This window comes from Streptomyces sp. NPDC029836, from assembly GCF_055574495.1.
On the sequence record NZ_JBVHZI010000002.1, the window covers coordinates 995822 to 1021013 of the forward strand.

25 protein-coding genes are annotated in these 25192 nt (G+C 73.9%); 7 read left to right on the plus strand and 18 right to left on the minus strand.

Annotated features, from left to right (window positions below):
- Window positions 1-4 precede the first annotated feature (4 nt).
- From ACZ4XJ_RS10270 to ACZ4XJ_RS10305, 8 genes are all read right to left on the minus strand, one after another.
- Entirely contained in the window at window positions 5-802 is a 798-nt protein-coding gene (locus ACZ4XJ_RS10270) for an ABC transporter permease (RefSeq protein ID WP_468495864.1), read from the minus strand.
- Window positions 789-1721 (minus strand): 2-aminoethylphosphonate ABC transporter permease subunit, encoded by a 933-nt coding sequence (locus ACZ4XJ_RS10275; RefSeq protein WP_362880335.1) that lies wholly within the window; start codon window positions 1719-1721, stop codon window positions 789-791. Before ACZ4XJ_RS10275 ends, ACZ4XJ_RS10270 begins: the two co-directional genes overlap by 14 nt.
- On the minus strand, window positions 1714-2763 hold the full coding sequence (locus tag ACZ4XJ_RS10280; RefSeq protein ID WP_362880336.1) for an ABC transporter ATP-binding protein: 1050 nt from the start codon (window positions 2761-2763) through the stop codon (window positions 1714-1716). Before ACZ4XJ_RS10280 ends, ACZ4XJ_RS10275 begins: the two co-directional genes overlap by 8 nt.
- Entirely contained in the window at window positions 2760-3455 is a 696-nt protein-coding gene (locus ACZ4XJ_RS10285) for a phosphonatase-like hydrolase (protein WP_468495865.1), read from the minus strand. The genes ACZ4XJ_RS10280 and ACZ4XJ_RS10285 overlap by 4 nt, the downstream gene beginning before the upstream one ends.
- Before the next feature lie 5 nt (window positions 3456-3460).
- On the minus strand, window positions 3461-4582 hold the full coding sequence (locus tag ACZ4XJ_RS10290; protein WP_468495866.1) for a TIGR03364 family FAD-dependent oxidoreductase: 1122 nt from the start codon (window positions 4580-4582) through the stop codon (window positions 3461-3463).
- A 158-nt stretch (window positions 4583-4740) separates the two neighbouring features.
- The gene (locus ACZ4XJ_RS10295; RefSeq protein WP_362880342.1) at window positions 4741-5511 is read right to left on the minus strand and encodes a GntR family transcriptional regulator; all 771 of its coding nucleotides are present in this window, start codon (window positions 5509-5511) and stop codon (window positions 4741-4743) included.
- A gap of 83 nt (window positions 5512-5594) precedes the next feature.
- Window positions 5595-6341, minus strand: coding sequence for a hypothetical protein (locus ACZ4XJ_RS10300; protein WP_468495867.1), 747 nt, complete (start codon window positions 6339-6341; stop codon window positions 5595-5597).
- 194 nt (window positions 6342-6535) lie between these two features.
- Window positions 6536-7699, minus strand: coding sequence for an ROK family transcriptional regulator (locus ACZ4XJ_RS10305; protein ID WP_468495868.1), 1164 nt, complete (start codon window positions 7697-7699; stop codon window positions 6536-6538).
- Between ACZ4XJ_RS10305 and ACZ4XJ_RS10310 the strand changes: the two genes are divergently transcribed.
- Window positions 7698-8795 (plus strand): Gfo/Idh/MocA family oxidoreductase, encoded by a 1098-nt coding sequence (locus ACZ4XJ_RS10310; RefSeq protein ID WP_468495869.1) that lies wholly within the window; start codon window positions 7698-7700, stop codon window positions 8793-8795. The two genes, ACZ4XJ_RS10305 and ACZ4XJ_RS10310, sit on opposite strands and share 2 nt — an antisense overlap.
- A gap of 129 nt (window positions 8796-8924) precedes the next feature.
- Window positions 8925-10196 (plus strand): ALF repeat-containing protein, encoded by a 1272-nt coding sequence (locus ACZ4XJ_RS10315; RefSeq protein WP_468495870.1) that lies wholly within the window; start codon window positions 8925-8927, stop codon window positions 10194-10196.
- A 70-nt stretch (window positions 10197-10266) separates the two neighbouring features.
- Here ACZ4XJ_RS10315 and ACZ4XJ_RS10320 read toward each other — a convergent pair whose 3' ends face one another.
- The 3 genes from ACZ4XJ_RS10320 to ACZ4XJ_RS10330 form a co-directional block, all read right to left on the minus strand.
- Window positions 10267-11124: a fumarylacetoacetate hydrolase family protein gene (locus tag ACZ4XJ_RS10320; RefSeq protein WP_362880350.1), complete on the minus strand. Its 858-nt coding sequence runs from the start codon at window positions 11122-11124 to the stop codon at window positions 10267-10269.
- Between the two features lie 138 nt (window positions 11125-11262).
- Complete coding sequence (locus ACZ4XJ_RS10325; RefSeq protein ID WP_468495871.1) at window positions 11263-11466, minus strand: hypothetical protein; 204 nt, start codon at window positions 11464-11466, stop codon at window positions 11263-11265.
- Window positions 11467-11615: 149 nt separating this feature from the next.
- Window positions 11616-12485, minus strand: coding sequence for a class E sortase (locus tag ACZ4XJ_RS10330; RefSeq protein ID WP_468495872.1), 870 nt, complete (start codon window positions 12483-12485; stop codon window positions 11616-11618).
- A 56-nt stretch (window positions 12486-12541) separates the two neighbouring features.
- Between ACZ4XJ_RS10330 and ACZ4XJ_RS10335 the strand changes: the two genes are divergently transcribed.
- Together ACZ4XJ_RS10335 and ACZ4XJ_RS10340 are read left to right on the plus strand one after the other, a co-directional pair.
- A complete protein-coding gene (locus ACZ4XJ_RS10335) occupies window positions 12542-13540 on the plus strand; it encodes an SEC-C metal-binding domain-containing protein (RefSeq protein ID WP_362880355.1) in 999 nt (332 codons plus the stop codon).
- Window positions 13541-13681: 141 nt separating this feature from the next.
- Window positions 13682-14176, plus strand: coding sequence for a very short patch repair endonuclease (locus ACZ4XJ_RS10340; protein ID WP_362880357.1), 495 nt, complete (start codon window positions 13682-13684; stop codon window positions 14174-14176).
- A gap of 218 nt (window positions 14177-14394) precedes the next feature.
- On the opposite strand, the gene ACZ4XJ_RS10345 is transcribed toward ACZ4XJ_RS10340, so the two are convergent.
- Window positions 14395-15690 carry a hypothetical protein gene (locus tag ACZ4XJ_RS10345; protein WP_468495873.1) on the minus strand — a complete coding sequence of 432 codons (1296 nt, stop codon included), beginning with the start codon at window positions 15688-15690 and terminating at the stop codon, window positions 14395-14397.
- 365 nt (window positions 15691-16055) lie between these two features.
- Window positions 16056-16601 (minus strand): acetyl-CoA sensor PanZ family protein, encoded by a 546-nt coding sequence (locus tag ACZ4XJ_RS10350; RefSeq protein ID WP_362880361.1) that lies wholly within the window; start codon window positions 16599-16601, stop codon window positions 16056-16058.
- Window positions 16602-16843: 242 nt separating this feature from the next.
- Here ACZ4XJ_RS10350 and ACZ4XJ_RS10355 point away from each other — a divergent pair, with 242 nt between their 5' ends.
- Window positions 16844-17020 carry a hypothetical protein gene (locus tag ACZ4XJ_RS10355; RefSeq protein ID WP_362880363.1) on the plus strand — a complete coding sequence of 59 codons (177 nt, stop codon included), beginning with the start codon at window positions 16844-16846 and terminating at the stop codon, window positions 17018-17020.
- Window positions 17021-17072: 52 nt separating this feature from the next.
- Window positions 17073-17372 (plus strand): hypothetical protein, encoded by a 300-nt coding sequence (locus tag ACZ4XJ_RS10360; protein ID WP_468495874.1) that lies wholly within the window; start codon window positions 17073-17075, stop codon window positions 17370-17372.
- Window positions 17373-17414: 42 nt separating this feature from the next.
- Here ACZ4XJ_RS10360 and ACZ4XJ_RS10365 read toward each other — a convergent pair whose 3' ends face one another.
- The 5 genes from ACZ4XJ_RS10365 to ACZ4XJ_RS10385 all read right to left on the minus strand — a co-directional run bounded on the left by ACZ4XJ_RS10365 (window position 17415) and on the right by ACZ4XJ_RS10385 (window position 22517).
- Entirely contained in the window at window positions 17415-18731 is a 1317-nt protein-coding gene (locus ACZ4XJ_RS10365) for a DUF445 domain-containing protein (RefSeq protein ID WP_468495875.1), read from the minus strand.
- A gap of 229 nt (window positions 18732-18960) precedes the next feature.
- Window positions 18961-19725, minus strand: coding sequence for a DUF1707 SHOCT-like domain-containing protein (locus ACZ4XJ_RS10370; RefSeq protein WP_383993146.1), 765 nt, complete (start codon window positions 19723-19725; stop codon window positions 18961-18963).
- 100 nt (window positions 19726-19825) lie between these two features.
- Window positions 19826-20794 carry an ABC transporter ATP-binding protein gene (locus ACZ4XJ_RS10375; RefSeq protein ID WP_468495876.1) on the minus strand — a complete coding sequence of 323 codons (969 nt, stop codon included), beginning with the start codon at window positions 20792-20794 and terminating at the stop codon, window positions 19826-19828.
- Window positions 20795-20800: 6 nt separating this feature from the next.
- Entirely contained in the window at window positions 20801-21709 is a 909-nt protein-coding gene (locus ACZ4XJ_RS10380) for an ABC transporter permease (RefSeq protein WP_468495877.1), read from the minus strand.
- Window positions 21702-22517, minus strand: coding sequence for an ABC transporter permease (locus ACZ4XJ_RS10385; RefSeq protein WP_468495878.1), 816 nt, complete (start codon window positions 22515-22517; stop codon window positions 21702-21704). The genes ACZ4XJ_RS10380 and ACZ4XJ_RS10385 overlap by 8 nt, the downstream gene beginning before the upstream one ends.
- 175 nt (window positions 22518-22692) lie before the next feature.
- On the opposite strand from ACZ4XJ_RS10385, the gene ACZ4XJ_RS10390 reads away from it, so the two are divergent.
- Window positions 22693-25173, plus strand: a complete 2481-nt coding sequence (locus ACZ4XJ_RS10390) for a transglycosylase domain-containing protein (RefSeq protein WP_468495879.1) — start codon at window positions 22693-22695, stop codon at window positions 25171-25173.
- The last annotated feature ends 19 nt before the right edge of the window (window positions 25174-25192 follow it).

Consider the following 25192-nt stretch of genomic DNA (forward strand, 5'->3'; position numbering starts at 1 on the left):
GGGATCAGCGGTACGAGGCTTTGGTGCGGATGCGGGAGACGGCCAGCAGCACCGACAGGGTGGTGGCCATCAGGACCACGGCGACGGCGGAGCCGCTGAAGAGCGAGCCGCGGTCGGTGGCGGTGAAGATCCGCACGGGCAGGGGCATCCAGTCCGGCGGGTAGAGCATCATCGTGGCGCTGAGCTCCCCCATCGACAGGGCGAAGCAGAGCCCGGAGGCCGAGGTGAGGGACGGCAGCAGCAGGGGCAGTTTGACCCGCCACAGGACGTACGCGGGGCGGGCGCCGAGGGAGGCCGCGGCCTGCTCCCAGGCGGGGTCGAGGCGGACGAGCGCGGCCGAGACGGACTGGTACGCGAAGGCCGTCACGAGCACGGTGTGGGCCAGGATCACGAGGGAACTCGTGCCGTTGAGCAGCAGCGGGGGCCTGCTGAACGCGACGAGCACGGCGAGGCCGACGACCACGGACGGTACGGCGACGGGCAGCACGAACAGGGCGTCCAGGAACCGCTTGCCGCGCTTGCCGAGGCCGGCGGCGGCCAGTGCCGCCCAGCTGCCGACGGTGAGCGCGAGCAGGCTCGCGACGAGGGCGGTGACCAGGGAGGTGGTGAGGGCCTGGAGGGATTCGCCGCGCACCGCGGAGGCGTAGTTCTCGGTGGTCGGGCCGGAGGGGAAGGCTCCGGACCAGTGGGAGGAGAAGGACGCGGCGACCACGACGAGCAGCGGCAGGGCGAACAGGGGCAGGAAGAGGAGGCCGAACAGGCCCCAGGCGGCCCAGCGGCCGGTCTTGCTATGCACCAGCACGCTTGCTCACCACCCGGTAGAGGCCGAACAGGCCGACGGAGATCGCGATGTTGACGACGGCGACCACGCAGGCGGCCGAGTAGTCGGATTCGAGGATCGCCTTGCCGTAGATGAGCATCGGGAGCGTCGTGACGTCCTTGGCGCCGGTGAACAGCACGATCCCGAACTCGTTGAGGCACATGACCAGGACGAGGCTGCCGCCCGCCGCCAGGGCCGGCAGCGCCTCGGGCAGGATGACCCGGCGCACGATCCGGGCGGGCTTGGCCCCGAGGGAGGACGCCACTTCCAGCTGTGCGGTGTCCAGTTGGGAGAAGGCGGCGAGCAGCGGGCGCATCACGAACGGGGTGAAATAGGTGATCTCCGCGAGCAGGACGCCCCAGGGGGTGGCCAGGAAGTGGAAGGGGCCCTCGGCGGCGCCGGTCAGCTCGCTCCAGGCCCCGTTGGCCATGCCCACGGTCCCGTAGATGAACAGCAGGGCGAGGGTGACGAGGAAGGAGGGGAAGGAGAGGAAGACGTCGATGAACTTGGCGACGGCCTTGGAACCGGGGAACGGGACGAAGGCGATGACCAGCGCGAGGGCGAAGCCGAGGACGAGACAGCCGACGGTTGCTCCGACGGCCAGCCACACCGTGGTGCCGAGGGCCTCGCGGAAACCGCGGGAGGCGAACACGGAGGCGTAGGCGTCGAAGGCGCCGCCGCCGCTCTCGGGGCTGAGCGACTGCTGCACGACCAGCGCGAGGGGGTAGAGGAAGACCAGCGCGAGCACGGCCAGGGGCGGCGCCGTCCACAGCCAGGCCGGGACGGTGCGCGGGCGCCGGGCGGGCGGGGCCTGCGGCGGGCCGGGCGGGGCGGCCCGTACGGCCGGGGTCGGCAGGGTCGCGGCGGCGGGTTCCCGCAGGTTCCCGGCGAGTTCAGCCATCGGAGACCCCCGCGGACAGCAGCACCGCGTCCCGCGGTGCGAAGTGCAGGGTGACCGCGTCGCCCAGCGCCGGGGTCTCGCGCAGTTCGGGCAGGTCGGCCTTGACGCGGTGGCCGTCGACGTCCACGTACAGCCGGTGCGTGGAGCCGCGCCACTGGACCTCGGTGATGGTGCCGCGCAGGGCGTTGGGGCCCTCGCCGAGGCCGAGCAGGTGCGGCCGTACGCACAGGGTGGCGCGGGCGCCGGGGGCGGCGCCGCCGCGGTCCAGTTCCAGGGCGCGGCCCTCGAACACGGCGCCGTCGTCGGCGACGGTGACCGGCAGCAGGTTGGCGTTGCCGACGAAGGAGGCGGTGAACTCGGTGCGCGGGGAGCGGTACAGCTCCTGCGGGGTTCCGCAGTCCTGGAGCCGGGCGCGGTCCATGACGGCGATCCGGTCGGCGAGGGTGAGGGCCTCCACCTGGTCGTGGGTGACGTACAGGATGGACACGTCGGGCAGTTCGCGGTGCAGGCGGGCCAGTTCGGCGAGCATCCCGGAGCGCAGTTGCGCGTCGAGCGCGGAGAGCGGCTCGTCGAGCAGGAGCACGCCGGGGCGGATGGCGAGCGCCCGGGCGATGGCCACCCGCTGCTGCTGGCCGCCGGACAGTTCGCGCGGGTAGCGCTCGGCGTAGGCGCCCATCCCGGTCATCTCCAGGGCCTCGGCGACCCGTTCGGGGATCCCGGCCCTGGGGGCCTTCTGCGCCTTGAGGCCGAAGGCGACGTTCTCCGCGACCCGCATGTGCGGGAACAGCGCGTACTGCTGGACGACCATGCCGATGCCGCGTCGGTGCGGGGGCAGCGCGGTGACGTCCCGGCCACCGATCAGGATCCGGCCGGCGGCGGGCCGTACGAAGCCGGCGACCGCGCGCAGCGCCGTGGTCTTGCCGGAGCCGGAGGGCCCCAGCAGGGCCATGACCTCGCCCGGCTCGACGGTCAGATCGAGGGAGTCCAGGACGGTGTTCCCGCCGTAGGCGACCGAGACGGAGTCGAAGCGGATCCCGCTCACGCCCCGGGCTCCCGTGCCAGCAGGGCGGGGAGTTCGGCGATGGAGTCCAGGACGTGGGTGGCGCCGTTCGCGGTGAGCGTCGCCCGGTCGTGGGCGCCGGTCAGGACGCCGGCGACGGTGCCCGCTCCGGCGCGCCGGCCGCTGAGCATGTCGTACGCGGTGTCCCCGGCGACGACCGTCGCGCGTACGTCGTCGGCTGCGCCGGTGCGCAGGAACGCGGCGAGCACCATGTCCGGGTAGGGGCGGCCGCGGCCGCCCGCGTCGGCGGGGCACAGGGTGAGGTCGGCGAGGTCCCGCCAGCCCAGGGCGTCGAGGATGGCGTCCTGGGTGACGCGGGCGAAGCCCGTGGTCAGGACGACGGTGCGGCCGTCGGCGCGGAGCTTCTCGACGGCCTCGTGGGCGCCGGGGATCGGGGCGATGAGGCCGCCGTCGACGAGTTCCGCGTAGGCCTGCTCGAAGGCGGAGTTGGCGCGGCGGGCGAGTTCCTCCGTACCGAAGAGCCGCCGGAAGACCGAGATCTTCGACTCGCCCATGGTGTCGCGGACGTACTGGAGCTTGCCGGCGTGGTCGGCGCCGCCGGGCTCGACGCCGAGGGCTTCGGCGGCGCGTTCGAAGGCGCGTTCCACGAGGCCGCCGTCGGCGACGGTGGTGCCGGCCATGTCGAGGACGATCAGCTTGTTGGCATCGGTCATGTCGGTCACCAGCCCAGTTCGTTCGCGGTGGTCTCGGCCATGGCGGGCGAGCAGGTCATCCCGCGCCCCCCGGGTCCGGTCACCAGCCACACGCCGTCGGCCACCTGTTGGCGGTGGACGACGCGGGTGGTGTCGGTGCACTGGGCGTAGACGCCCGCCCAGCGGTGGCGGATCTTGGGCAGCGGGCGGCCCAGGAAGGACTCGGCGACCGCGGCGACGTGCTCGTAGGGGTCTTCGAGGGTGTCGAAGGCGAAGGGGTGCTCGTACTCGTGGGTGTCGCCGATGGTCAGTCCGCCGTCCTGGCGCTGGACCATGAGGAGTTGCATCCGGTGCGCGGCGGCGACCGGTTCCTGCGGCTGCCCGGCGTTGAGCGCGTCGAGTGCCGGGGACGCGTAGGCGGGGTAGTAGCGGAAGCTGTCCGCGTCGGCGACCGAGGTGGTCAGGGGCTCGCCGAGCGGGGCGGTCTGCATCATCTGGAGGCGGACCCGGCGCACCGGCAGGTCGGGGACCAGCTCGCGGACCAGGCCGGACAGCCAGGCGCCGGTGGCGAGGACGACCGCTTCGCCGCGGTGGACGTCACCGTGGTCGTCGCGGACGGCCCCGGGTCCGACGACCTCGCGGACCTCGCGGCCGGTGAGGAAGGTGTACCGGCCGGACGCCCGCAGGGCCTCGTGGAGGTGGAGCTGCGCGGTGCGCGGCTCGACGGCCGCGTCCCGCTCGCACCACAGGGCCGCCTCGAAGTCCCCGCGCAGGGCCGGGTTGATCTCCCGCGCCTCGGCGGCGGTGACCAGCCGGTAGCCGCGGGCGGCGGCGTCGGGGCGGGCGACCGCCGCCCGCGCCACCGCGTGCTCGCGGGCGCCCCGGACGGGGGTGAGGGAACCGATGGCGCGAAAGCCCAGTCCGGGCACCTGTGCGCCGATCCGTTCCCAGAGCTCGCGGGCCCGCAGGGCGGTGTCGAGCTCCTCGCCCCCGGCCCGTCCGCTGACCCATATCTGGCCGAAATTGCGCAGTGACGCGCCGCGTGCCTCCGCTTCTCGCTCGATCTGGACGACCTCGTGGCCGCGTTCGACTGCTTGCCAGGCGTGCATGGTGCCGACCACGCCGCCTCCGACGACTATGACTCTCACGCCGTCCAAGGTGGCCGGGGCCGGTGACCCGAGAGGGTCCGGTCGGCGTCGGGACGGTGAACGGCCCCCGACGCTTGGACCAGACCCGTTACCGTTCCGTGATGTATAGCCGCCCCGTTTGGTGCTGATTGCCGGGTGTGCGGGGCGTCCGCTGCGCGCTATTCGGGGCGCAGGCGCGTCGTGAAGCTGAACCGGTCGCCACGGTAGAGGGAACGCACCCGCTCCAGCGGCCCGCCCTGCCCGTCCCGCGAGAACCGGTGGATGAGCAGCATCGGAAGAGCCGGCGGGGTGCCGATGAGGAGGGCTTCGCGGGGGGTCGCGAGGACGGTCTCCAGCTTCTCGTCGGCCTCGCCGAAGGCGATTCCGAGACCGTCGCGGAGGTACCCGTAGAAGGAGGAGTCGGGCTGGAAATCGACGTCGAGGCGGGGCGCACGGGCGACCCGGATGTACGTGCTCTCCAGGCCGACGCGCTCGTCGTCGGCGAGCAGCACCCGCTCCAGGTGCCAGACGGGCTCCCCCGCCCGCGCGCCGATGCCGGCGGCGAGTCCGTCCGGGCAGGGGAAGCGTTCCAGCCCGATCAGGTTGCGGCCCGGGCGGCGGCCCTGGCGGCGCACCCCTTCGGTGTAGCTGGCGAGGGAGAGCGGCTGCTCCAGCTTGGGTCCGGCGACGACCGTCCCGCGCCCCGCCCGGCGCAGCCGGCCTTCCAGCAGCAACTCGCGCAGGGCCTGGCGTACGGTCTCGCGGGACACCGCGTAGCGCTCCGCGAGATCGCGCTCGGTGGGCAGCGCGCCGCCTTCGCCGAGCTCGTCGAGCAGATCGGCGATCAGCGCCTTGACGGCGTAGTACTTGGGGATCCGGCCGTGCTCGGGGATGCCGGAGCGCACGGGCCGGCCCGGGAGGTGCTGGTGCCGCTGGGTCTGTTCTTCCACGTGGGGACTGTACGTGGGGCAGATGTACGGAGATCGCCGCCTGTGGGGTGCGGCGGCCGGGCGGGGCTCGTCGGATCGGGGCCTCAGCGGGGGCGGGGCGCGCGGAGTCGGCGGGCGCCCAGGAGCAGGACGCCGCCGGCGGTGAGCGCGACGAGGGCGCCGGTCCCGTACGCCCGGCCGCGGGGCCCGGTGTGCGCGAGCGTGCCCGCCTCGGCGGGATCCTGCGGCCCCTCCACCTCGAACCGGTAGCCGCCGGCCTCCCCGACCCAGTCGCCGTCGTCTCCGTGGTCGCCCTTGCGCTGGACGAGGGCGGCGTCCGCGACGACCTCGCCGTGGGGGGCCTCCTCGGCGAAGGCGAGCCGGACGGTGACGGTGATCGAGCCGCCCGCGCCGACGGAGAACCCGGAGAAGGCGTCGCCACCGTCGAACACGGCGATGATCTCGTCGCGGTCGGTGCGCTCCAGGCTGACGGGGTGGGAGCCGCCCGGGGAGTCGAACTCCATCCGCAGGTGGGCGGGGCGCAGGGCCCGCGCCTTGTCCGTGAACACGACGACGGGGTGGATCGCGGTGCATACGCCGCCGGTGGTGTTCGTGAGGTCCAGCAGCCAGGTCTGCGCCCCGCCACCGGCCCGGTAGACGGCCGGGCCGCCACGGATCCGGGCCCCGATCGGGAAGGCGGCGCCCTTGCCGTCACCACAGCTGGCCAGTGCCCGCGAGGGGAGCGCCGGGGCGGCGTGGGCGCCGCCGCCGGTGCCGACGTCCGCCACGGCGGAGGGCGCGGCGGAGACGAGCAGGACGGCGGTGAGGGCAAGGGCTTTGCGCAGTCGCATGGAAGACCTTCGCTGCTCGCCGGACGGGACGATGATAGGACGAGGTGACAATCACCCCGGCCTTGTCCGCACCCTTGCACGCGCGCGCGACCCCTTGCCGGGAGCCGCGCGTGAGCCCTCCCGGTTTACGCCCGATCGGCGCACCGGGTCAAGCACGGGTCCGTTCGCGCACGTCAGGGGGGCGGCACGCCCTGTCAGCCCCCGTCCACCGGCGCGGACGGGTGGACGTACAGCGGGGTCAGGGCCAGTTCCGCGGCGCCCTCCGCGATGCCGCCCGGGGCCGGCGCCACCGTCGGCGGGGGCGTGTCGGTGAGGGGGCGGGCCGCCAGCACGGTCCGCACCCCGGTGACGAACACGTCCGGAGCGGCGTCCACGACCCGGCCGCCCAGCAGCACCCGGTCGACGTCGAGCAGCGCGACCAGGTTCGCCGCGCCCTCACCCAGGATCCTGGCCGCTTGCGGCAGGTCCCCGCGGGCCACCGCGTCCAGGCAGAGCACCTCCAGACAGCCCCGCCCCCCGCACCGGCAGGGCGGGCCGTCCAGCAGCAGCACCTGGTGCCCGAACTCGCCCGCCGCCGACCGCGCGCCCCGGTGGATCTCCCCGTCCAGCCGCAGCCCGGCACCGAGCCCGGTGCCGACGTGCAGGTACACCGACGTGCCCGCGCCCGGCCCGCCCGGACCCCCTGCCGCGACGGCGGCGTTGGTGTCCTTGTCCAGCACCACCGGCAGCCCCAGCCGCCCCGCCAGCACCTCCCGCAACGGGAATCCCGCCCAGTTCGGGAACCCGGTCACCCGGCCCATGACCCCGGTGCGCCAGTCCAACGGCCCGGGCGCCGCGACGCCCACCCCGAGCGGCGGGTGCGCTCCCGCCCGCTCGGAGACCCGTACGACGGCCGCCGCGACCGCGTCCACGACCGCCTCGGGGCCCGCCCCGAAGTCCAGCGGGGCGCTCCACCGCGCGACGACGCTCCCGGCCAGGTCGACCCGTACGGCACTCAGCTCGTCGCGGTCCAGGTGGACGCCGACCGCGTGCCGGGCGCCGGGGACCAGCCGCAGCAGCGTGCGCGGCTTGCCGCCGGTGGAGGGGACCCGGCCGGCGTCGGCCACCAGGCCGTCCGCGGCCAACCGGGCCGTGATCTTGCTGACGGCCTGCGGGGTGAGTCCCGCGGCGCCCGCGAGTTCGGCGCGGCCGAGGCCGGGCGGCCCGGCGGCGCGCAGCAACCCCAACAGCACCGCCTCGTTGTGCCCGCGCAGCGCGGGCAGGTTCACCCCGCCACGACCGGCCCCGTCACCCCTGTTCACCTGCCCATTGTCCACCCTCCTTGCACTTGCGCAACAGTGTTGCCAAAGTGGTCGCATGAACACCGCCTCCCCCACCGCCCCGCTGCGCGTCGCCCTCGTCGGCTACGGACTCGCCGGTTCCGTGTTCCACGCCCCCCTGGTGACCGCGACCGAGGGCCTGGTCCTCGACACGGTCGTCACCTCCGACCCGGGCCGGCAGGGCCAGGTCCGCGAGGCCTTCCCCGAGGTCCGGCTCGCCGCGTCCGCCGACGAGGTGTGGGCCCGCGCGGGCGGCGAGGACGCCCCGGACCTCGTCGTCATCGCCTCCCCGAACAAGACGCACGTGCCGCTCGCCACCGCCGCGCTCACGGCGGGTCTGCCGGTGGTCGTCGACAAGCCGCTCGCCGCCACCGCGGCCGAGGCCCGCGAACTCGCCGCCCTCGCCGACCGGACCGGCACCTTCCTGTCCGTCTTCCAGAACCGCCGCTGGGACAACGACTTCCTCACCCTGCGCCGGCTCCTGGACGCCGGCGACCTCGGCGAGGTGCTGCGCTTCGAGTCCCGCTTCGAGCGCTGGCGCCCGCAGCTCAAGGGCGGCTGGCGCGAGTCCGGGGCGCCGGAGGAGATCGGCGGCCTGCTGTACGACCTCGGCAGCCACGTCGTGGACCAGGCCCTCGTCCTGTTCGGGCCGGCCGTACGGGTCTACGCGGAAGCCGACGTGCGGCGCCCGGGCGCCGAGGCGGACGACGACACCTTCATCGCGCTCACGCACGCGAACGGCGTCCGCTCGCACCTGCACGTCAGCGCGACCACCGCCCAGCTGGGACCGCGGTTCCGGGTCCTCGGCTCCCGGGCGGGCTGGGTCAAGTACGGCCTGGACCCCCAGGAGGCCGCCCTGCGCGAGGGCCTGCGCCCCGGCGACGAGGACCGGCCGTGGGGCGAGGAGCCCGAGCACCTGTGGGGGCGACTCGGTTCCGGCGAGTCCCCGCTGACCGGCGGCGGCCTCCCGGTGCCCACCGCGGCGGGCGACTACCCCGCGTACTACGCGGCGGTCGCGGCCGCGCTGCGCTCGGGCGGACCGGCCCCGGCCACCGCGCACGAGGCGGCGCGGTGCCTGGAAGTACTGGAGGCGGCGCGGCGGTCGTCGGCGGAGGGCGTCGCCGTAAACCTTTGACGGGCCGCCCGAATGGCAACCGGACCCGCAACCGGACCGGGCCGGGCGCGGGTTCGGCGTGAAATCGACGCTTCGGAAGAAGTGATCGACATATTCTTCACAGGTTGTCGATCATCACACGTGTGAAGAATGGAATTCCCTGAAGTGAAACTGCCCCGGATCGCAAGCGTCGTGGCCACCGCCGCGATGGCCCCGGCCGTCCTGCTGTCCTCGCCCGCGTTCGCCGCCGACTCCGCGCCGGCGACGAACGCCGGGTCCGCGTCGACGGTGCCCGACGCGGCCCCGGAGGCCGCCCAGGGCGGCACCACGACCACCCCCGCCGAGGACCCGCAGGCGGTGAAGGACCGGGCCCTGATCGACACGATCCTCAAGAACCCGGCCACCAGCCGGGACATCCGCGAGGCCGCCGAGAAGGCCTCCAAGGGAACGGCCGCTCAGATGCGGCAGTTCCTGACGGTCGAGCTGCCGCAGCTGCAGCTGGAGGACGACCGCGTACGCGTCGCCGCGATCGGCGAGGCGGGCGGCCGGGCCGTGCGGGCGGCCGCCGCCGAGACCCTCAACGTCAACACCCGCGAGGCGATCACCGCGTTCCTGACGACCGGGCAGCACAAGGCCCGGTACGCCGACGACCGCGTCGAGATCGCCCGCATGATCAACGGCGCCGGCAAGGGCATCACGAAGGCCGCCGACGAGCTGCTCGCCAAGGGCACGCCCGAGGAGATCCGCGCCTTCGTCGCGACCGGCCAGCACGCGGTCCGCGCGGAGGACGACCGGGTCGCCGTGCTCGGGATGCTGAAGGACGCGGGTCCGGGCCTCAAGGGGGGCATCATCAAGCTCCTCGAAGGCAACCCGAAGCCCGAGCAGCTGCGCGAGTTCGTCAAGACCACGCAGCACGTGCTGCGCGACGACGACAACAGCGTCCTCATCTCCGCGATGGTGACGGGCGCCGGCCCCGAGCTGAAGAAGGCCGCCCTCGCCGCCCTCAAGGGCACCGCCGAGGACCGGACGGCGTTCCTGCGGACCGGCCAGCACGAGGCGCGTGCCAAGGACAGGGCCACCGGGGGCCAGACCGGCGGCACGGGGACGACCGGTACGACCGGGACCACCGGCACGACCGGGACCACCGGGACGACCGGGACGACCGGGACGACCGGGACGACCGGGACCACTGGCACCACGGGAACGACTGGCACCACCAGCACCACCGGCACCACGGGAACGACCGGCAGCATCGGGAACGGGAACGTGACGCCGGCGGGCAGCACCGGCTCCGGCCCGCTCGCGAACACGGGCGCCGGTTCCGAGAACGTCCTGATCGGGGGCGCGGCCGCCGCGACCCTCGCCGCCGGCGCCGGCCTGGTGATCGCCAACCGCCGCCGCCGCACGACCGGCGAGGGCTGATCGGCACCACCCACGGGGACACCGAAGGGGCGGACCGCACCGGCGGTCCGCCCCTTCGCCGTGCCGTGGGTCAGGCGCTCTTGAACTCCTGGCGCTGACGTCCGAGGCCCTCGATCTCCACCTCGACGACGTCACCGGCCCGCAGGAACGGCTTCGGCTCCGGCTGTCCGGCCGCCACGCCCGCCGGCGTGCCCGTGACGATGACGTCGCCCGGGTACAGGGTCATGAAGTGGCTCAGGTACCGCACGACCTCGCCGACCGCGAAGATCTGGTCCGAGGTGTGGCCGTCCTGCTTCAGCTCGCCGTTCACCCACAGGCGTACGTCCAGCACCTGCGGGTCCGGGACCTCGTCCGCGGTGACCAACCAGGGGCCCAGCGGGGTGAAGGTCTCGCAGTTCTTGCCCTTGTCCCAGGTGCCGCCGCGCTCCGTCTGGAAGGCGCGCTCCGTGACGTCGTTCGCCAGCAGGTAGCCGGCGACGTGGGCGAGGCCCTCTTCGGCGGAGCCCAGGTAGCGGGCGGTGGCACCGATGACGACGCCGAGCTCGGCCTCCCAGTCGGTCTTCACGCTGCCGCGCGGGATCAGCACGGTGTCGTCCGGGCCGACCACGGTGTCCGGGGCCTTCAGGAAGACGATCGGTTCCGGCGGCGCCTCGGCGCCGACCTCCGCCGCGTGGCCGTGGTAGTTGAGCCCGATGCCCACGATCTTGCCGATCCGGCCGACCGGGGAGCCGACGCGCAGCCCCTCCGCGTCGAGGACCGGGAGCTCGCCCGCCGCCACGGCGTCCCGTACCCGGGACAGCGCGGAGTCGTCGGCCAGCAGGTCGCCGTCCACATCCGTGATCAGGCCGGACAGGTCACGCAAGGCGCCGTCCTGGTCGAGCAGCGCGGGGCGCTCCGACCCGACGGGTCCGACACGCAGCAGCTTCATGGGCATTCTCCCGTGGTCGTGGGTGGTCGGCCCGGGGCATGCCGGGGCCGGCCGATGGGTTGCGGCCATCGGAGGATTGGTTGATCCTCCAAGATGACCGCCCCATCCGCAAGACCCTGTTCACGGACTGGAACGCCCCTACCGCTCACCGGACGCCGCCGGCGCGCTCGGCGCGGCGCCCCCACCGGTGGATACCGCCGCCGCCGCACGGTCCTTGCGGTAGTGGAGCCAGGCCCGCTCCACCACCGACCAGGCGGTGGTAGTCAGCAGGTACGGCCCGGCGGCGAGCGGCACCACGAACAGCGCGGCCATGCCGAGCAGCATCGGGACGAACAGCAGCACGAAACGGCACCCCGCCCGGCCGCGGCCCGATCCGGTTCACCAGCGGCAGCACCCCGAGGAACAGCACGAAGGGCACCCCCAGCCACAGCACCTGCGGACGCTTCACCCATTTCGGACGCACCCGGCCCATCCCAGGCCTGCCGTCGGGCCTAAGCCGACTTGAGGGTCCCCCACACCACCAAGCGGTACTTGGAGCTGTACTCGGGCGTGCAGGTGGTGAGCGTGATGTACGCGTCCGGCCGGCTGTAGCCGTACTCGGGCCGCACCGCGCTGCGCGGCACCGGTGCGATCACGCCGGTGTCCCGCTCGGTGGTCTCGTTCAGCACCTGCCCGACCACGTACGTCCAGCGCCGGCCGCGTACGTCGACGTGCAACTCGTCCCCGGGACGGAGCCTGTTGACGTACCGGAACGGCTCCCCGTGCGTGTTGCGGTGCCCCGCCAGCGCGAAGTTGCCCCGCTCGCCGGGCCGCGCGGTCCCCGGGTACTGGCCGACGTACCCCTTGTCCAGCACGGCCCGCTTGTCGATCCCCTGCGCGACGGGAACGGCGAGGCCGAGGCGCGGAACGCGCAGCACGGCGAACGCCTCGTCCCGCGCGGGCGTCGGCGCGGGCTTCGGCCGGGGCGCGGTGGAGGCCCCCTCCGCCGACCCCGCGGACGGGGACACCGGCGCGGCGCCCGTCGGGGACCCGGTGACCTCGGCGGCCGGGGACGAGCCGCCCCCCGGCGCGGCCCCCACGGACCCCACGGACCCGTCGGAGACGCCGGTGTCGCCCGAACCCGTCTCCGCGCCCGCCTCCGCGCCGTCCCCCTGCCAAGCCCGCTCCAGCGCCTGGACCCGTTCCTGCGCGGCGGCCGCGGCCTGCCGGTTCGTCCACCACACCTGGTGCACCACCAGCAACGCCACCACCACGCCCAGCGTGGTCACCACCTCCCCGGCCACCCACAACAGCCGTGCGAGACGGACCCCGCGCCCGCGCCGGCCGCCGCCCTGCACCACCACACGTATGTGATCCCGCACGGGCCGCACCTTAAGTCCTCCCCCCTCAACTGACCAGCGGCAGTACGGTGTGAACCATGCGCCCCGACACGCCTGCAGAGCACATTGCCGAAGCCGAGCGCCTCATCCGCACGGCGACCCGATACCCCGAGGACCAGGAGCCGTTGCTCCTCCAGGCCGCCGCCCACCTCGAACTGGCCGACGCACGGGACCGGGCGAGCGCCCTCTACGACCAACTCCTCTCCGCCTCACCCGCCGACCCGCACCTGATCAAGGCCCTGCAGGCCGCGAACCTGTGGGAGTACGGCCACGAGGCCGAGGCCCGCGCCCTGATCTCCGGCATCCGGACCGCCGCCCCCGCGGACCCGGCCCCCTGGGAGGTGATCGCGGAAACCCTCGAAGCCCACGACGAGCTGGAAGCCTCGCACGACTGCTTCACCGAGGCCGCGACCCTGCTGACCTCGGAGGACACCCCCCTCACCCCGGCCACCACCGCACTGCTCACGGGCCGCCACCGGGTCCGCCGGCTGCTCGGGCTCCCGCACGACGAACGGGACATGGTCGCCGACACCCGTCACGTCGGCCCGATCCCGCTCGACGAACTCCACGACCCGAAGCGCATCTGGGCCCTCGGCTCCGACGACCCGGCCGAACTCCGCGCCGAGATCGCCCGTCTGCGGGCCGAACTGGGCGACCGCCGCGCCGCCCTCTCCCGGCCCTTCCCCGTGGCCATCCTGCACTGGCCCCAGCGCGAACTCGCCGAGCTCCTCACCTCGTACCCGACGCTCGCGGCGGAGTACCCCTCCCACGCGACGCACCTGACCGCCATCGAGGCCTCCCTCCGCGCCCTCGCCGCGTCGGGCACGACCAACCTCGGCATCGTCACCGGCAGCGTCCCCTCGTACGAGGCCTTCGCCGCCTCGGAGAAGACCTCCCCGGCCTCCCCCTCCCTGCTGGCCGAGTACGCCACCACCCTCGCCGCCCGTGGCAAGGCCACCACCTGGCCGCCCGGCGCCACGGCGCCCTGCTGGTGCGGCTCGACCAAGCCCTACGCGGAGTGCCACGGGCTGTCCTGACCCCGCCGGGACCTCACGGGCCCCCGCCGTGCGCGGAGGGGGCCGGTCGGGCCGTCCGGCGCTGTCGGCGCCGTTCCGTACCATCGGCTCCAGGGGCCGCACCCGTCCCCCACGACCACCGGCGAGCGGGGAGGAACCGCGATGCTCCCGATCGAGCCCTCCTCCGCCGCCGTCTCCGCCCGGATGAGCCGACAGTCCGTACGGAACACCTCGCCGGAGATGGCCGTCCGCAAGCTGCTCCACGCGGCGGGACTGCGCTACCGGCTCCAGGTGAAGGTGCCGGGGATGCCGCGCCGCAGCATCGACATCGCCTTCCCCGGAGCGAAGGTCGCCGTCTTCCTGGACGGTTGCTTCTGGCACGGCTGCCCGCAGCACGCGACGCGGCCGAAGGCCAACGCCGAGTGGTGGCGCGAGAAGCTCGAACGCAACATGGCGCGGGACCGCGAGACGAACGAGCAGCTGACGTCGGCCGGTTGGACGGTGCTCCGGTTCTGGGAGCACGAACGGGCCGAGGCGGTGGCGGCGCGGGTTATCGCGACCCGGTCCGCGGCGACGCCCCAACGCACCGCACCCGAAGCCCCGGCGCGTCGTACGCCCCCCACCGAGGGGAACGGGCCCGCCCCTAAGCGGGATTGACCTCCGGCGCGGGGGCCGGACTCCGGACGGACCGGGCCGTCCCGTTCGGATCCCGCCGGTCGGGCCCGCGTGGCCCGGTGCCGTGGTCCGGTGCCGTGGTCCGAAGGCGTGGTCCGAAGGCGGAGGGCCCCCGTGTACGGGGGTACTCGGGCGCTCCGACCACGCGCGGAGCCGCGGTACCGGACGACGCGGGGCGGGGAAGATCCGAAGGAGACGGCCTACCCCTTCGCCGGAAAGAGCGTGAGCTGTTGGTGGCCTCGGGCCCGGGCCGTGGGCGGGGTCGGGCGGGACCCGGCGAGGGCGAGGAGGGCCCGCAGCGCCGCGAGGACCTCCGCCGGGGTGTCACGGAGCATCGACGGGGTCGCGCTGACCACGAGGATGCCGTGGGACTCCAGACGCAGGCGGCGGCGCAGCGTGGCCTGCCAGGCGTCACGGGTGTAGTGGTACTCCGCCGAGTCGACCTCCAGGGCCACGCCCTCGTCGGGCCAGTAAGCGTCCGGGCTGGCCAGGAAGGCGCCGTCCGAGGTGTGGAGCCGGGCGTTCCAGAGGGGGGTCGGGAGGTCGGTGGCCTCCAGGGTGTCGCGCGCCCGGCCCTCCGCGACCGACCGGACCCCGGCCAGCAGTTCCGCGGCGGCGGCGCGGACCGCGGGGCGGTGCAGGAGTCGGGAGGCCCGCAGTTCGGCGTGCAGGTCGTGCGGGTGGCACCAGCCGGCCTGGACGACCTGGGCGAGGACGGAGCGGATCCGGTCGGGGGGCGCACCCTGTTCCGTCCGGGCGGCGAAGTCGGCGGCGGCGCGCACCGGGCGGGCCGTGGGTACGCCGGACACGGTCATCGTGCGCGGCCAGCGGGACGTGGCCCGGGTCCGGACCCCGGGGGCGGCGGCGAGCCGGCGCGGCGCGCGGATCAGGACGTCGGCCGGGCTGGTCGGGGTGTCGCGGATGCCGAGGAGGGCGAGGGCGGCGCCGCCGGTGAGGACGGCCGTGTCGCCGGAGAGCGGGTCGGCGGTGGCTTCGGCCGCGTAGAGGACGGCGGCCAGCGCGCGCCGGCGGGGGTCCGGGGGGCCCGTCTGCAGGAGGTACACGCGGGGCAACAGGCGTTGCCAGGGCCCGCCGGGGCGAGTCCGGGACGCGATCGTGCCGCCGGGCACGCCCGCGGCGGTGAGCTGATGCCGGGTGGCGAGCCCGTGCTGCCGCCGGGCCACACGCACGGCGCCGAAAGGCCCGGAGGCCCGCGCACCGGGCCGAGCGGTGGACGACCGGACGGTGCCGGGCCGGGTGGTGGGCGGCTGGACGGTGCCGGGCAGGGCGGTGCCGGGCTGGACGGTGGACGGCCGGATGGTGCCGGGCATGGTGGTGGGCGGCCCGGCGGCCGGCGGCCCGGTCGGGGGCTTCGCGACGACGGCCCGTCCACCGACCGGCTCCAGAACGGCGGCCTGCCCGGTCGGGGGCTTCTGGGCGGGGCCGTCACCGGGTGCGGGCGTCGGACCGGCGGGATTCCTCTGCGCTGTGATCATGGCCCGGGTATGCCCCACCCCGGGCCGGGTGTACCGCCCGCCCGCCCGCTTCCGGGCGCGAGGCGACGGCCCACAGCCCGACGCACGCGCCCCCGCCCGTCCCGGCAGGTAGGCCGGGTCCGGCGGCCGAGCCGGGCGGTACACCCACCTCGGACCGGCCGAGCACGCCGAGCACGCCGAACCGGCCGGACCAGCCGAGCACGCCGACGAGGCCAAGCAGGCCGAACCAGCCGAGGCGGCCGAACCGGCCCAGCAGGCCGAACGAACCGGGCCGACCGCGTCAACCGGGCAGGTCGGCGACCCGGGCGCCCGTACCGAGCACCTCGGTCCGTACCCCGCGCCCGAGGGGGCGCCGGAGGGGAGGCTCAGGGATTCAGTTGGCTCGGGTGGGTCGGGGAGAGGAAGACGATCACGCCCGTCTCCGTGCCCGGCAGCGCCGGGACCTCGCGCCAGCCCAGCCGGCGGTACGTGGCGACCGTGTCCGTGGCCAGGCGGGAGGTCAGCAACCAGGCCCGCCCCTCGGGGGCGTCCGCGGTGATCTCGGTGAGCAGGGTCCGGCCGGTGCCGTGGCCGCGCGCGTAGCCGCGTACGGCCAGTTCGTCGATCTCCAGCGCCCCGACCAGGAGTTCCCGGACCCGGGCCGCGCCGAGCTGCGCGGTGACCTGCGGGTACGCGCGGTTCTTCGGGAAGGGGGCCGGGGTGAGCCAGCCGGTCGCGAAGCCGTCGATGCCGGTCGCGGACTGGGCGAAGGCCGTACGGAACCCCGCCCGCCGGACGTCCGTCTGAAGCCGGGTCGAGAACTGGCGAATGGTTTCTTCACCTTCGTTCCAGGGCGGACCGGAAAACACCTCCGCGTAGGCGTCGACCAGCTCGTCCGCGAGGTCGAGGACGGCTCGTCCGTAAGAGATCAAGGCGTCGACTCCTGGTGGTGGGTTGAGCGGGTTTCCCCCTGGAAGACCGAATCTACGCCTTCCGGGTTCCCTTCCCGACCGCTCCGCAGAAACGGAGAGTGTGCGACAAATCGCCGCCCTGACCTCCCCGATCTCCCTGAATTCCCTGACCTCCCCGGCCTCCCTGACCTCCCCGGCCTCCCTGACCTCCCCGTCCTCCCTGGCCTCCGTGTCGCGTCCCCGGTCGGGGCGTTGAGCAGCCCGTGGACAGACTGCTGCGCGTGACGGGCGGGTTCGCGCTCGCCTTCCTGCTCGTCCTCGGCGTCGTCGCGGTACTGCCCCGGACCGTGCGGGACGCGGTGCCGCACGCCGTGATCGGCGGGGCCGTGCTCCTCCTCGGTGCGGTGGGCGCCCGACGGATGTCCCGGCGACCGCGTTAGCCTCGTGAGCGGCAGACCAGCACAGCAACCCGAAAAGACGAGGGAGTTCGACATGGCGCGGGTACCGAGTTCCGTGGTGGCGGCCGCAGGCCTGGTCGGCGGTTACGCCGTAGCCCGCTGGACCGGGAAGCGGCCGCTGGGCGGTGTCGTGCTCGGCGCCGCCGGGCTCGCGGCCGGACGGGAGTGGCAGCGGCGCGGCGGCGCCCCGGTGGCGGCCGGTCTGGGGGCCCTGTACGTCGCAGGCTTCGCCGGATCGCACCCGCTGGCCAAGAAGGTCGGGGCCTGGCCGGCCGTCATCGGCGCCGCCGGCGTCGTGGCCGCCACGACCTGGGCCGTCGCGGACCGCGCCTGACCCGCGCGGACGGCCCGACGCCCCGTCGGGCCGTCCCCGGGACTACGCCCCGAACGCCCGCGACACCGTGTAGATCAGGAGGCCGGCCAGCGCGCCGACCACCGTGCCGTTGATGCGGATGAACTGGAGGTCGCGGCCGATGTGGGCCTCGATCTTGCGGGAGGTGTGTTCCGCGTCCCAGCTCGCCACCGTGTCCGTGATGAGCGAGGTGATCTCGGTGCGGTAGGTGGTGACGACGTACACGACGGCGCCCTCGATCCAGCCCTCCACCTTCGCCTGGAGCCGGCCGTCGGTGGCCAGGCGCGCGCCCAGCGACATCAGTGAGGCCCGGACCCGCAGCCGCAGCTCGCTCTGCTCGTCCTCCGCCGCCGAGAGGATCATCGAGCGGATCGCGGTCCACGCGGAGGCGATCACGTCCTGCACCTCGCCCCGCGCGAGGATCTCGGACTTCAGCCGCTCCACGCGCGCCCGCGTCTGCGTGTCCGACTGGAGGTCGGAGGCGAAGTCGGTGAGGAAGCGGTCGACGGCCCCGCGCGCCGGGTGCTCCGGCATGTCCCGCATCTCGATGACGAAGCGGAGCAGTTCCTTGTAGACGCGGTCGCCGATCTTCCGGTCGACGAAGCGGGGGGTCCAGCCGGGGGCGCCGCCCTGGACGGCGTCCATGACCGAGTCCCCGTGCATGACGAGCCAGTCGTGGGCCTTCGCGCAGATCAGGTCCACGGCCCGGCGGTGGCCGCCGTCCACGACCACCTTCTCCAGGGTCTTGCCGAGGCCCGGCGCGATCTCGGCGTGCTCGGCGCGCCGGGTGATGGCCTCGCCGACGACGGCCTGGACGTCGGAGTCGCGCAGCACGGTCAGCGCCCCGCGCAGCGCGGTGGCCAGCTCGGCGGTGACCCGGTCGGCGTGTTCGGGTTCCGCCAGCCAGGAGCCGAGCCGGCCTCCGATGCCGAGGGCGCCCAGTCGGGCGCGCACGACGTCGGAGGAGAGGAAGTTCTCGCCGACGAACTCCCCGAGGGAGACGCCCAACTGGTCCTTCTTGGTCGGGATGATCGCGGTGTGCGGGATCGGCAGGCCGAGCGGCCGGCGGAAGAGCGCGGTGACCGCGAACCAGTCCGCGAGGGCGCCGACCATGCCGGCTTCGGCCGCCGCCGCCACGTACCCGGCCCAGCCGCCGGCGCCCCAGGCGTGCTGGGCGTACTTCGCCAGTACGTAGACCAGCGCGACCAGGACCAGCAGGCCCGTCGCGGTGGTCTTCATCCGGCGGACGCCTTGGCGCCGCTCCTCGTCCGCCGCGTTGAACAAGAACGCGCCCCGGGTCGGTGGGGGTGGCGCGGTGCGCGCCCTCGTGTCGCTGTCCACGTCTTTCACGGGCTCCTGCCTTCCCCCGGTGGCCGGTTTTGTCTGCATAGCATCCGACTCCCGGGAGGCCCGGGGAGTTCCCGGCGCGCCGTTCGGGTGTGCGAGGCGCCGGCCGGGACCCGTCCGGTCCCGTGGCCGCGTACCCCGTACCCGCGCACGTACCCGCTCCCGCACCCGTACCGGCACCCGCTCTCGCGCCCGTACCCCGCTCCCGTACCCCCTGCTCGGCCTACAGCTCCTTGCGGCGCTTCTCGCCGTCCAGCGGCTTCGATCCCTTCGGCTCCTTGACCTTGATGCCGACGCCGCCCCAGAAGGCGAGGCCGTTGACGATCACGCGGGGCGCCCCGGGGTCCGGCCGGGAGGGGGCGGCGCCCTGGTCGAAACCGCCCATGATGCCGATGCCCCGTACGTCGACCTCGACGCCCGGCGGGACCGTGATCTCGATGCCGCCCATCACGGCGATGCAGGTGATCACCACCTCGCGCTCGGCGAAGTCGGCCTCGCGGAGGTCGATCTCGCCGCCGCCCCAGAAGGCGACCGCGTTGAAGCGGGCGGGGACCGTCCAGTGGCCCTTGCGCTGGAAGCCCGACATGACGGCGACGGCCGTCGCCGAGGTGCCCCGGCCCCCGATGCGGGACTGCCAGGAGGACCGCGCCCCGTCGCCCCGGGCCGGGCCGGCGGGCGCGGGGGCGCCGGGCTGGGACTCGCCGGGCACCTGCGGAAGGTCGCGGGTCAGGGGGGCGAGTTCGGCGTACGTCCTGGAGGCGTAGACCGCCTCCAGCCGCTCCTCGAACTCCTCCATGTCGAGCCGACCCTCGGCGACGGCGTCCCGCAGGCGCTCCACCACCCGGTCCCGGTCGGCGTCGGAGGCCCTCAGCTCCGGCAACGGCGCCCGCTCCGGCGATCCCTTCTCCCACGACACCTTCCGCGGCGCCGCCGGCTCCGCTACCGGAGCCTGCTCGGGCAACGACTTCTCGGGCCGCTCGTCACTCATGTGGACCACACTATGCAGAGATCCGCACCAGTTGAACGGCCCACCCCCGGACGTCTTCCCGGACGTCGCCCCGGGATCGACCCTGAGGCGGGCCCCTGACTCAACCCCGACCCGCGTACATCCGGGCGATGACGTCCTCGATGTCGGGCTCCCGCACCGACAGGTCCAGGAGCGGGTAGCGGGCCGCCACCTCCGCCACCAGCGGCGCCGCCGAGGCCTGTGCGGGGAAGGCCAACCACTGACGGGGGCCGTCCACCTTCACCACCCGGGCCCCCGCGACCTCGATCGGCGCGATCTCCGCCTCCAGGTCGACCACCAGGGTCCGTTCGCCCGCCCCTTCCGGGCCGGCCGCGTGCAGCCCGCCGAGCGGGCCGTCGTACATGAGGCGGCCGTGGTCGATGACCATCACCCGCTCGCAGAGCTGCTCGATGTCCTGGAGGTCGTGCGTGGTGAGCAGGACGGTGGTGCCGAGTTCCTCGTTGAGCTGCCGCAGGAAGCCCCGTACCTTCGCCTTGCTGACCACGTCGAGGCCGATCGTCGGCTCGTCCAGGTACAGCACCTCCGGATCGTGCAGCAGCGCCGCGGCGATGTCCCCGCGCATCCGCTGCCCCAGCGACAGCTGGCGCACCGGTACGTCGAGCAGTGCGGCGAGGTCGAGCCGGTCGACGCAGCGTTCCAGGTTCTCGGCGTAGCGGGCCGCCGGGATCCGGTACATCCGGCGCATCAGCCCGTACGAGTCCTTCAGCGGCAGGTCCCACCACAGGGTGGTGCGCTGTCCGAAGACCACCCCGATCCGGTGCGCGAGGCGCATCCGTTCCCGCGCGGGGTCGATGCCGGCGACGCGCAGCCGGCCGCCGCTGGGGGTGAGGATGCCGGTGAGCATCTTGATGGTGGTGGACTTGCCGGCTCCGTTGGGCCCGATGTAGCCGACCATCTCGCCCCGCGCGACCTCGAAGCTGATCCCGTCCACGGCCCTGACCTGCCGTTTCTCCCGCCGGAACCAGTTCACGCGGCGGCGTACGTCGAAGACCTTCTCGACGCCGTCCAGTGCGATCAGTGCTTCTGTCATCAGCCCTCAACTCCCCGTGCTGCGGTACGAACGGACACCCGCGCGCCAGGCCTGCGACGCGGGCAGGAACACCAGGAAGGCCACCAACGGGCTCGCGAACGCCACCCACGACGGCAGCCCGAGCGGATCGGGCCGGCCCAGGACGTACAGGGCGGGCAGCCAGTTGACGAAGGCGAGCGGGACGATGAAGGTGACCCCGCGCAGCAGGTCCTTGGCGAAGACCGACGGCGGGTACTGGAGCATCGTGCAGCCGCCGTACGTGAAGGAGTTCTGCACCTCGGCCGCGTCGCCGGCGGCGAACTGGAAGGCCGCGCCGGCCACCATCACCGCCCCGAAGATGCCCGCCCCGGCCAGGATCATCACGGGGACCAGCAGCACCTTGCCGGCCGTCCACTCCACGTCCAACGCCGAGACCGCCCAGGTCAGCACGCCGAGGCCCTGCACGATCCGGCCGAGGCGGCGCAGGGCGAACCGGTCCGCGGCGACCTGCGCGAGCACCGGGACCGGCCGCACCAGCATGGTGTCCAGGGAGCCGTCGCGGATCCGGGAGCCGATCCGGTCGGTGTTGCCGAGGAGCAGGTCGGCCAGGCCCAGCGACGCCGAGCAGGAGCCGTACAGCAGGGCGATCTCGGGGAGCGTGAACCCGGCGAGCTCGTCCACGTGCGAGAACATGATGACGATCGTCGCGAAGTCGAGCAGGGTGATCGCCGCGTTCCCGAAGGTCGCGAGGAAGAACGACGTCCGGTACGTCATGGTCGAGCGGATCCACATCGCGACGATCAGCCCGTAGCCGCGCAACCCCTCCCACGCGCGGTTGCGGACGGCCCCGTCGAACCCCCCGAACCCCCCGGGCCCGTCGGCGCCCGCGTCCGTGCCGGGACCGTCCAGGGCGGCGACGCCCGTTGCCTCAGCCACCCTGGACCACCACCTTCCGCGTCGCCGCCGTCTGCATCAGCCGGCCCGCGCCCAACAGGACCAGCGCCCAGCCGGCCTGGAAGCCCAGCGCCCGCGCCGCGTTGCCGGCGCCCGCGTGCGTGCCGAGCAGCACGTCCATCGGGACCTGGAGCATCGCCGCCCACGGCAGCGCCCGGGCCAGCTCGCCGAACGCGCCGGGGAACACCGTCAGCGGCAGCACCATCCCGGAGAAGAAGATGGTCACGACGGTCGCCATCAGGGTGATCCCGGTGCCGTCCAACAGCCAGAACGCGGCCAGCCCGAGCAGGAAGCGCACCGCGAAGCTGACGATCAGCCCGAGCGCGACGGACACCAGGAACAGCAGCCAGCGCACCGGGTCGACGGGCAGCGCCAGCGGGAAGGCGAGGGCGCCGGCGATCAGCGGCACCACCCCGCGGCCCAGCAGTTGGAAGGCGGCCCGCCCGAGGTCGGAGGCCAGCCACCACAGTTGGAGGTCCGCCGGCCGGTACAGGTCGACGGCGATGTCCCCCGTGCGGACCCGTTCCTGGAACTCCTCCTGGAAGCCGCCCCCGATGAGCGCCGCGGCCGCGAGCACGGACTGGCTCACCCAGACGAAGGTGAGTGCCTGCGCCTGGTCGTAGCCGCCGAGGCCCGGCCGTTCGTCCCACAGGGCGACGTACGTGTAGGCGACGATGAATCCGAACACGGTGTTGGTGAACACCCCCGCGGCCGTCGCCGTTCCGTAGGCCGCGTACCGCCGGAAGCCGCCCGCGGCGACGGCCCCGTAGAGCAGCGCTCTCTGACGCACCGTATCCCCTCCGTTTTCCCCATCGTTCCCACGTCGGCCAAAGCGCGCGAGCTTAGTGCGGAGGGGCGAGCCACGCGACCGATTTATGCCCGTCCGGCGCGGAAACTCCGGGCATCGGGTAGACACCATGAGGTACGGATGTGGATATTTCGCACGGCCCCGAGGAGTTCCGGCGATGAGCGACCAGTCACCACCACCGGGCTGGACGCCTCGCGATCCGGACACCCCCGAGGGCGCACCCCCGGAGCCCGTCGCCGCACCCGCCCCCCGCGGGGCCGCCGCCGGCGGCCGGCCCGCCGGCAAGGGCGGGCGCCGGCGCACCGGTTGGCGGCGCGTCGTTCCGACGTGGCGGATGCTGCTGGGTTCCCTCCTGCTGATCGGGTTGCTGTTGGGCGGCGCCCTGGTGGCCGGTTACCTGCTGGTGGACATCCCGCCGGCGAACGCGGCCGCCACCGCGCAGTCCAACGTGTACCTGTACGCGGACGGGTCGCAGCTGGCCGGTGACGGCGAGGTCAACCGGGTCAACGTGCCGCTCTCACAGGTTCCGCTGACGGTCCAGGAGGCCGTACTGGCCGCCGAGGACCGGGACTTCCACTCCGAACGGGCGGTGGATCCGAAGGCGATGGTCCGCGCCGCCTGGAACACGATCACCGGGAAGGGCAAGCAGTCCGGCTCGACGATCACCCAGCAGTACGTCAAGAACTACTACCTGGGCCAGGAACAGACGGTGAACCGGAAGGTGAAGGAGTTCTTCATCGCGATCAAGCTCGGCCGGGAGAAGTCGAAGGACTACATCCTGGAGGGCTACCTGAACACCAGCTACTTCGGCCGCAACGCCTACGGGATCCAGGCCGCCGCGCAGGCCTACTACGGCAAGGACGTCAACCGGCTGACCACCGCCGAGGGCGCCTACCTGGCGACCCTGCTCAACTCCCCCAGCGCCTTCGACGTCGTCGCGCACCCCCGCGGTCGGGACCGGGCCGTCGCCCGTTGGAACTACGTGCTCGACGGGATGGTGAAGAAGGAGTGGATGGACCCGGCGGAGCGGGCCGCGGCGCGGTTCCCCGAGCCGGGCAGGATCCGTCCGGCGTCCGGGCTGTCGGGCCAGCGCGGGTACCTGGTGGAGGCCGTCAAGGACTACATCACCGAGCGCGGGATCCTCGACGACAAGACCCTCGCGGAGGGCGGCTACCGGATCACCACGACGATCGACAAGCGCCGTCAGGCGGCGTTCGTCGACGCGGTGCGGACCGAGATGGTGGACGACCTCGACCCGGCGGCCCGTCCCGCGGACCGGCTGGTGCGGGCGGGCGGGGCCTCCATCGATCCGGCCACCGGCAAGGTCGTCGCCCTGTACGGCGGCATCGACTACACGAAGCAGTACGTCAACAACGCGACCCGGCACGACTACCAGGTGGCCTCCACCTTCAAGCCGTTCGTCTTCGCGGCCGCCGTGGAGAACGACTCGCGCACCCAGGACGGCCGGCGCATCACCCCGAACACCGTCTACAACGGCGACAACAAGCGCCCGGTGGTCGGCGGCCGGATCCGCTTCGCCCCCGAGAACGAGGGGCAGGTCTCGTACGGGAACATCACCGTCAACACGGCGACCGACCTCTCGGTCAACACGGTCTACGCGCAGATGGCCGTGGACGTCGGCGGGGAGAAGGTCAAGCGGACGGCGATCGCCCTGGGCATCCCCGAGAGCACCCCGAACTTCGACGCGGGCCCGGCCATCGCCCTCGGCACCATGCAGGCGAGCGTCCTGGACATGACGCAGGCGTACGCGACCCTCGCCGACCACGGCCGGCGCACCCCGTACACCTTCCTGGAGAAGATCACGAAGGACGGGGACACCATCGGGCTCCCCGACCGCACCGCGGAGCAGGTCGTCAGCCGTGAGGCCGCCGACACGACGACGTCCATGCTGGTCAGCGTCGTCGACAACGGCACCGGTACGGCCGCCCTGGCGGCGGGCCACCCGGCGGCGGGCAAGACGGGCACGGCCGAACTGGACCGCTCGGCGTGGTTCGCGGCGTACACCCCGGACCTGGTCACGGTGGTGTCGATGATGGGCCAGGACCCGGACACGGGCACGCTCCAGTCCCTCTACGGGGCGCTGGGCGAGCGGCGCATCGGGGGCGGCGGCTATCCGGCGCGGATCTGGGCGGCGTACACGAAGACGGCCCTGGAGTCCTCGGACCCCGTGGACTTCGACCTCGAACTCCAGCGGGGCGCCTCACGGCCGCAGCAGCCGGACGTCCCGCAGCCGCCGGACGGCTTCCCCATCGACCCGGACACCCCGCCGACGGAGGGCCGCACGGACGGCGGTCAGACGGACGGGGGCCGCGAACAGGGCGGGCAGACCGACGGCGGCCGGACGGACGGGAGGCGGACGGACGGGGGGCGGACGGACGGGGGGCGCAACCAAGGCGGGCAGACGCAGGCCGGCCAGACGCAGGGCGGCCAGACCGACGGCGGGCAGACCGACGGCGGCCAGACGGACGGCGGCCGGACGGACGCCGGGCAGACCCACGGCGGGCAGACCAACGGCGGCCAAACGGACGGAGGCCGGACCAACGGCGGCCAGAACACCGGCGGCGACACCCCGGGTGGCGCCTTCGGCCGCCGGCCGCCGGCGGACTACCTCGAATGAGACCCGGTCGGGCCCGTAC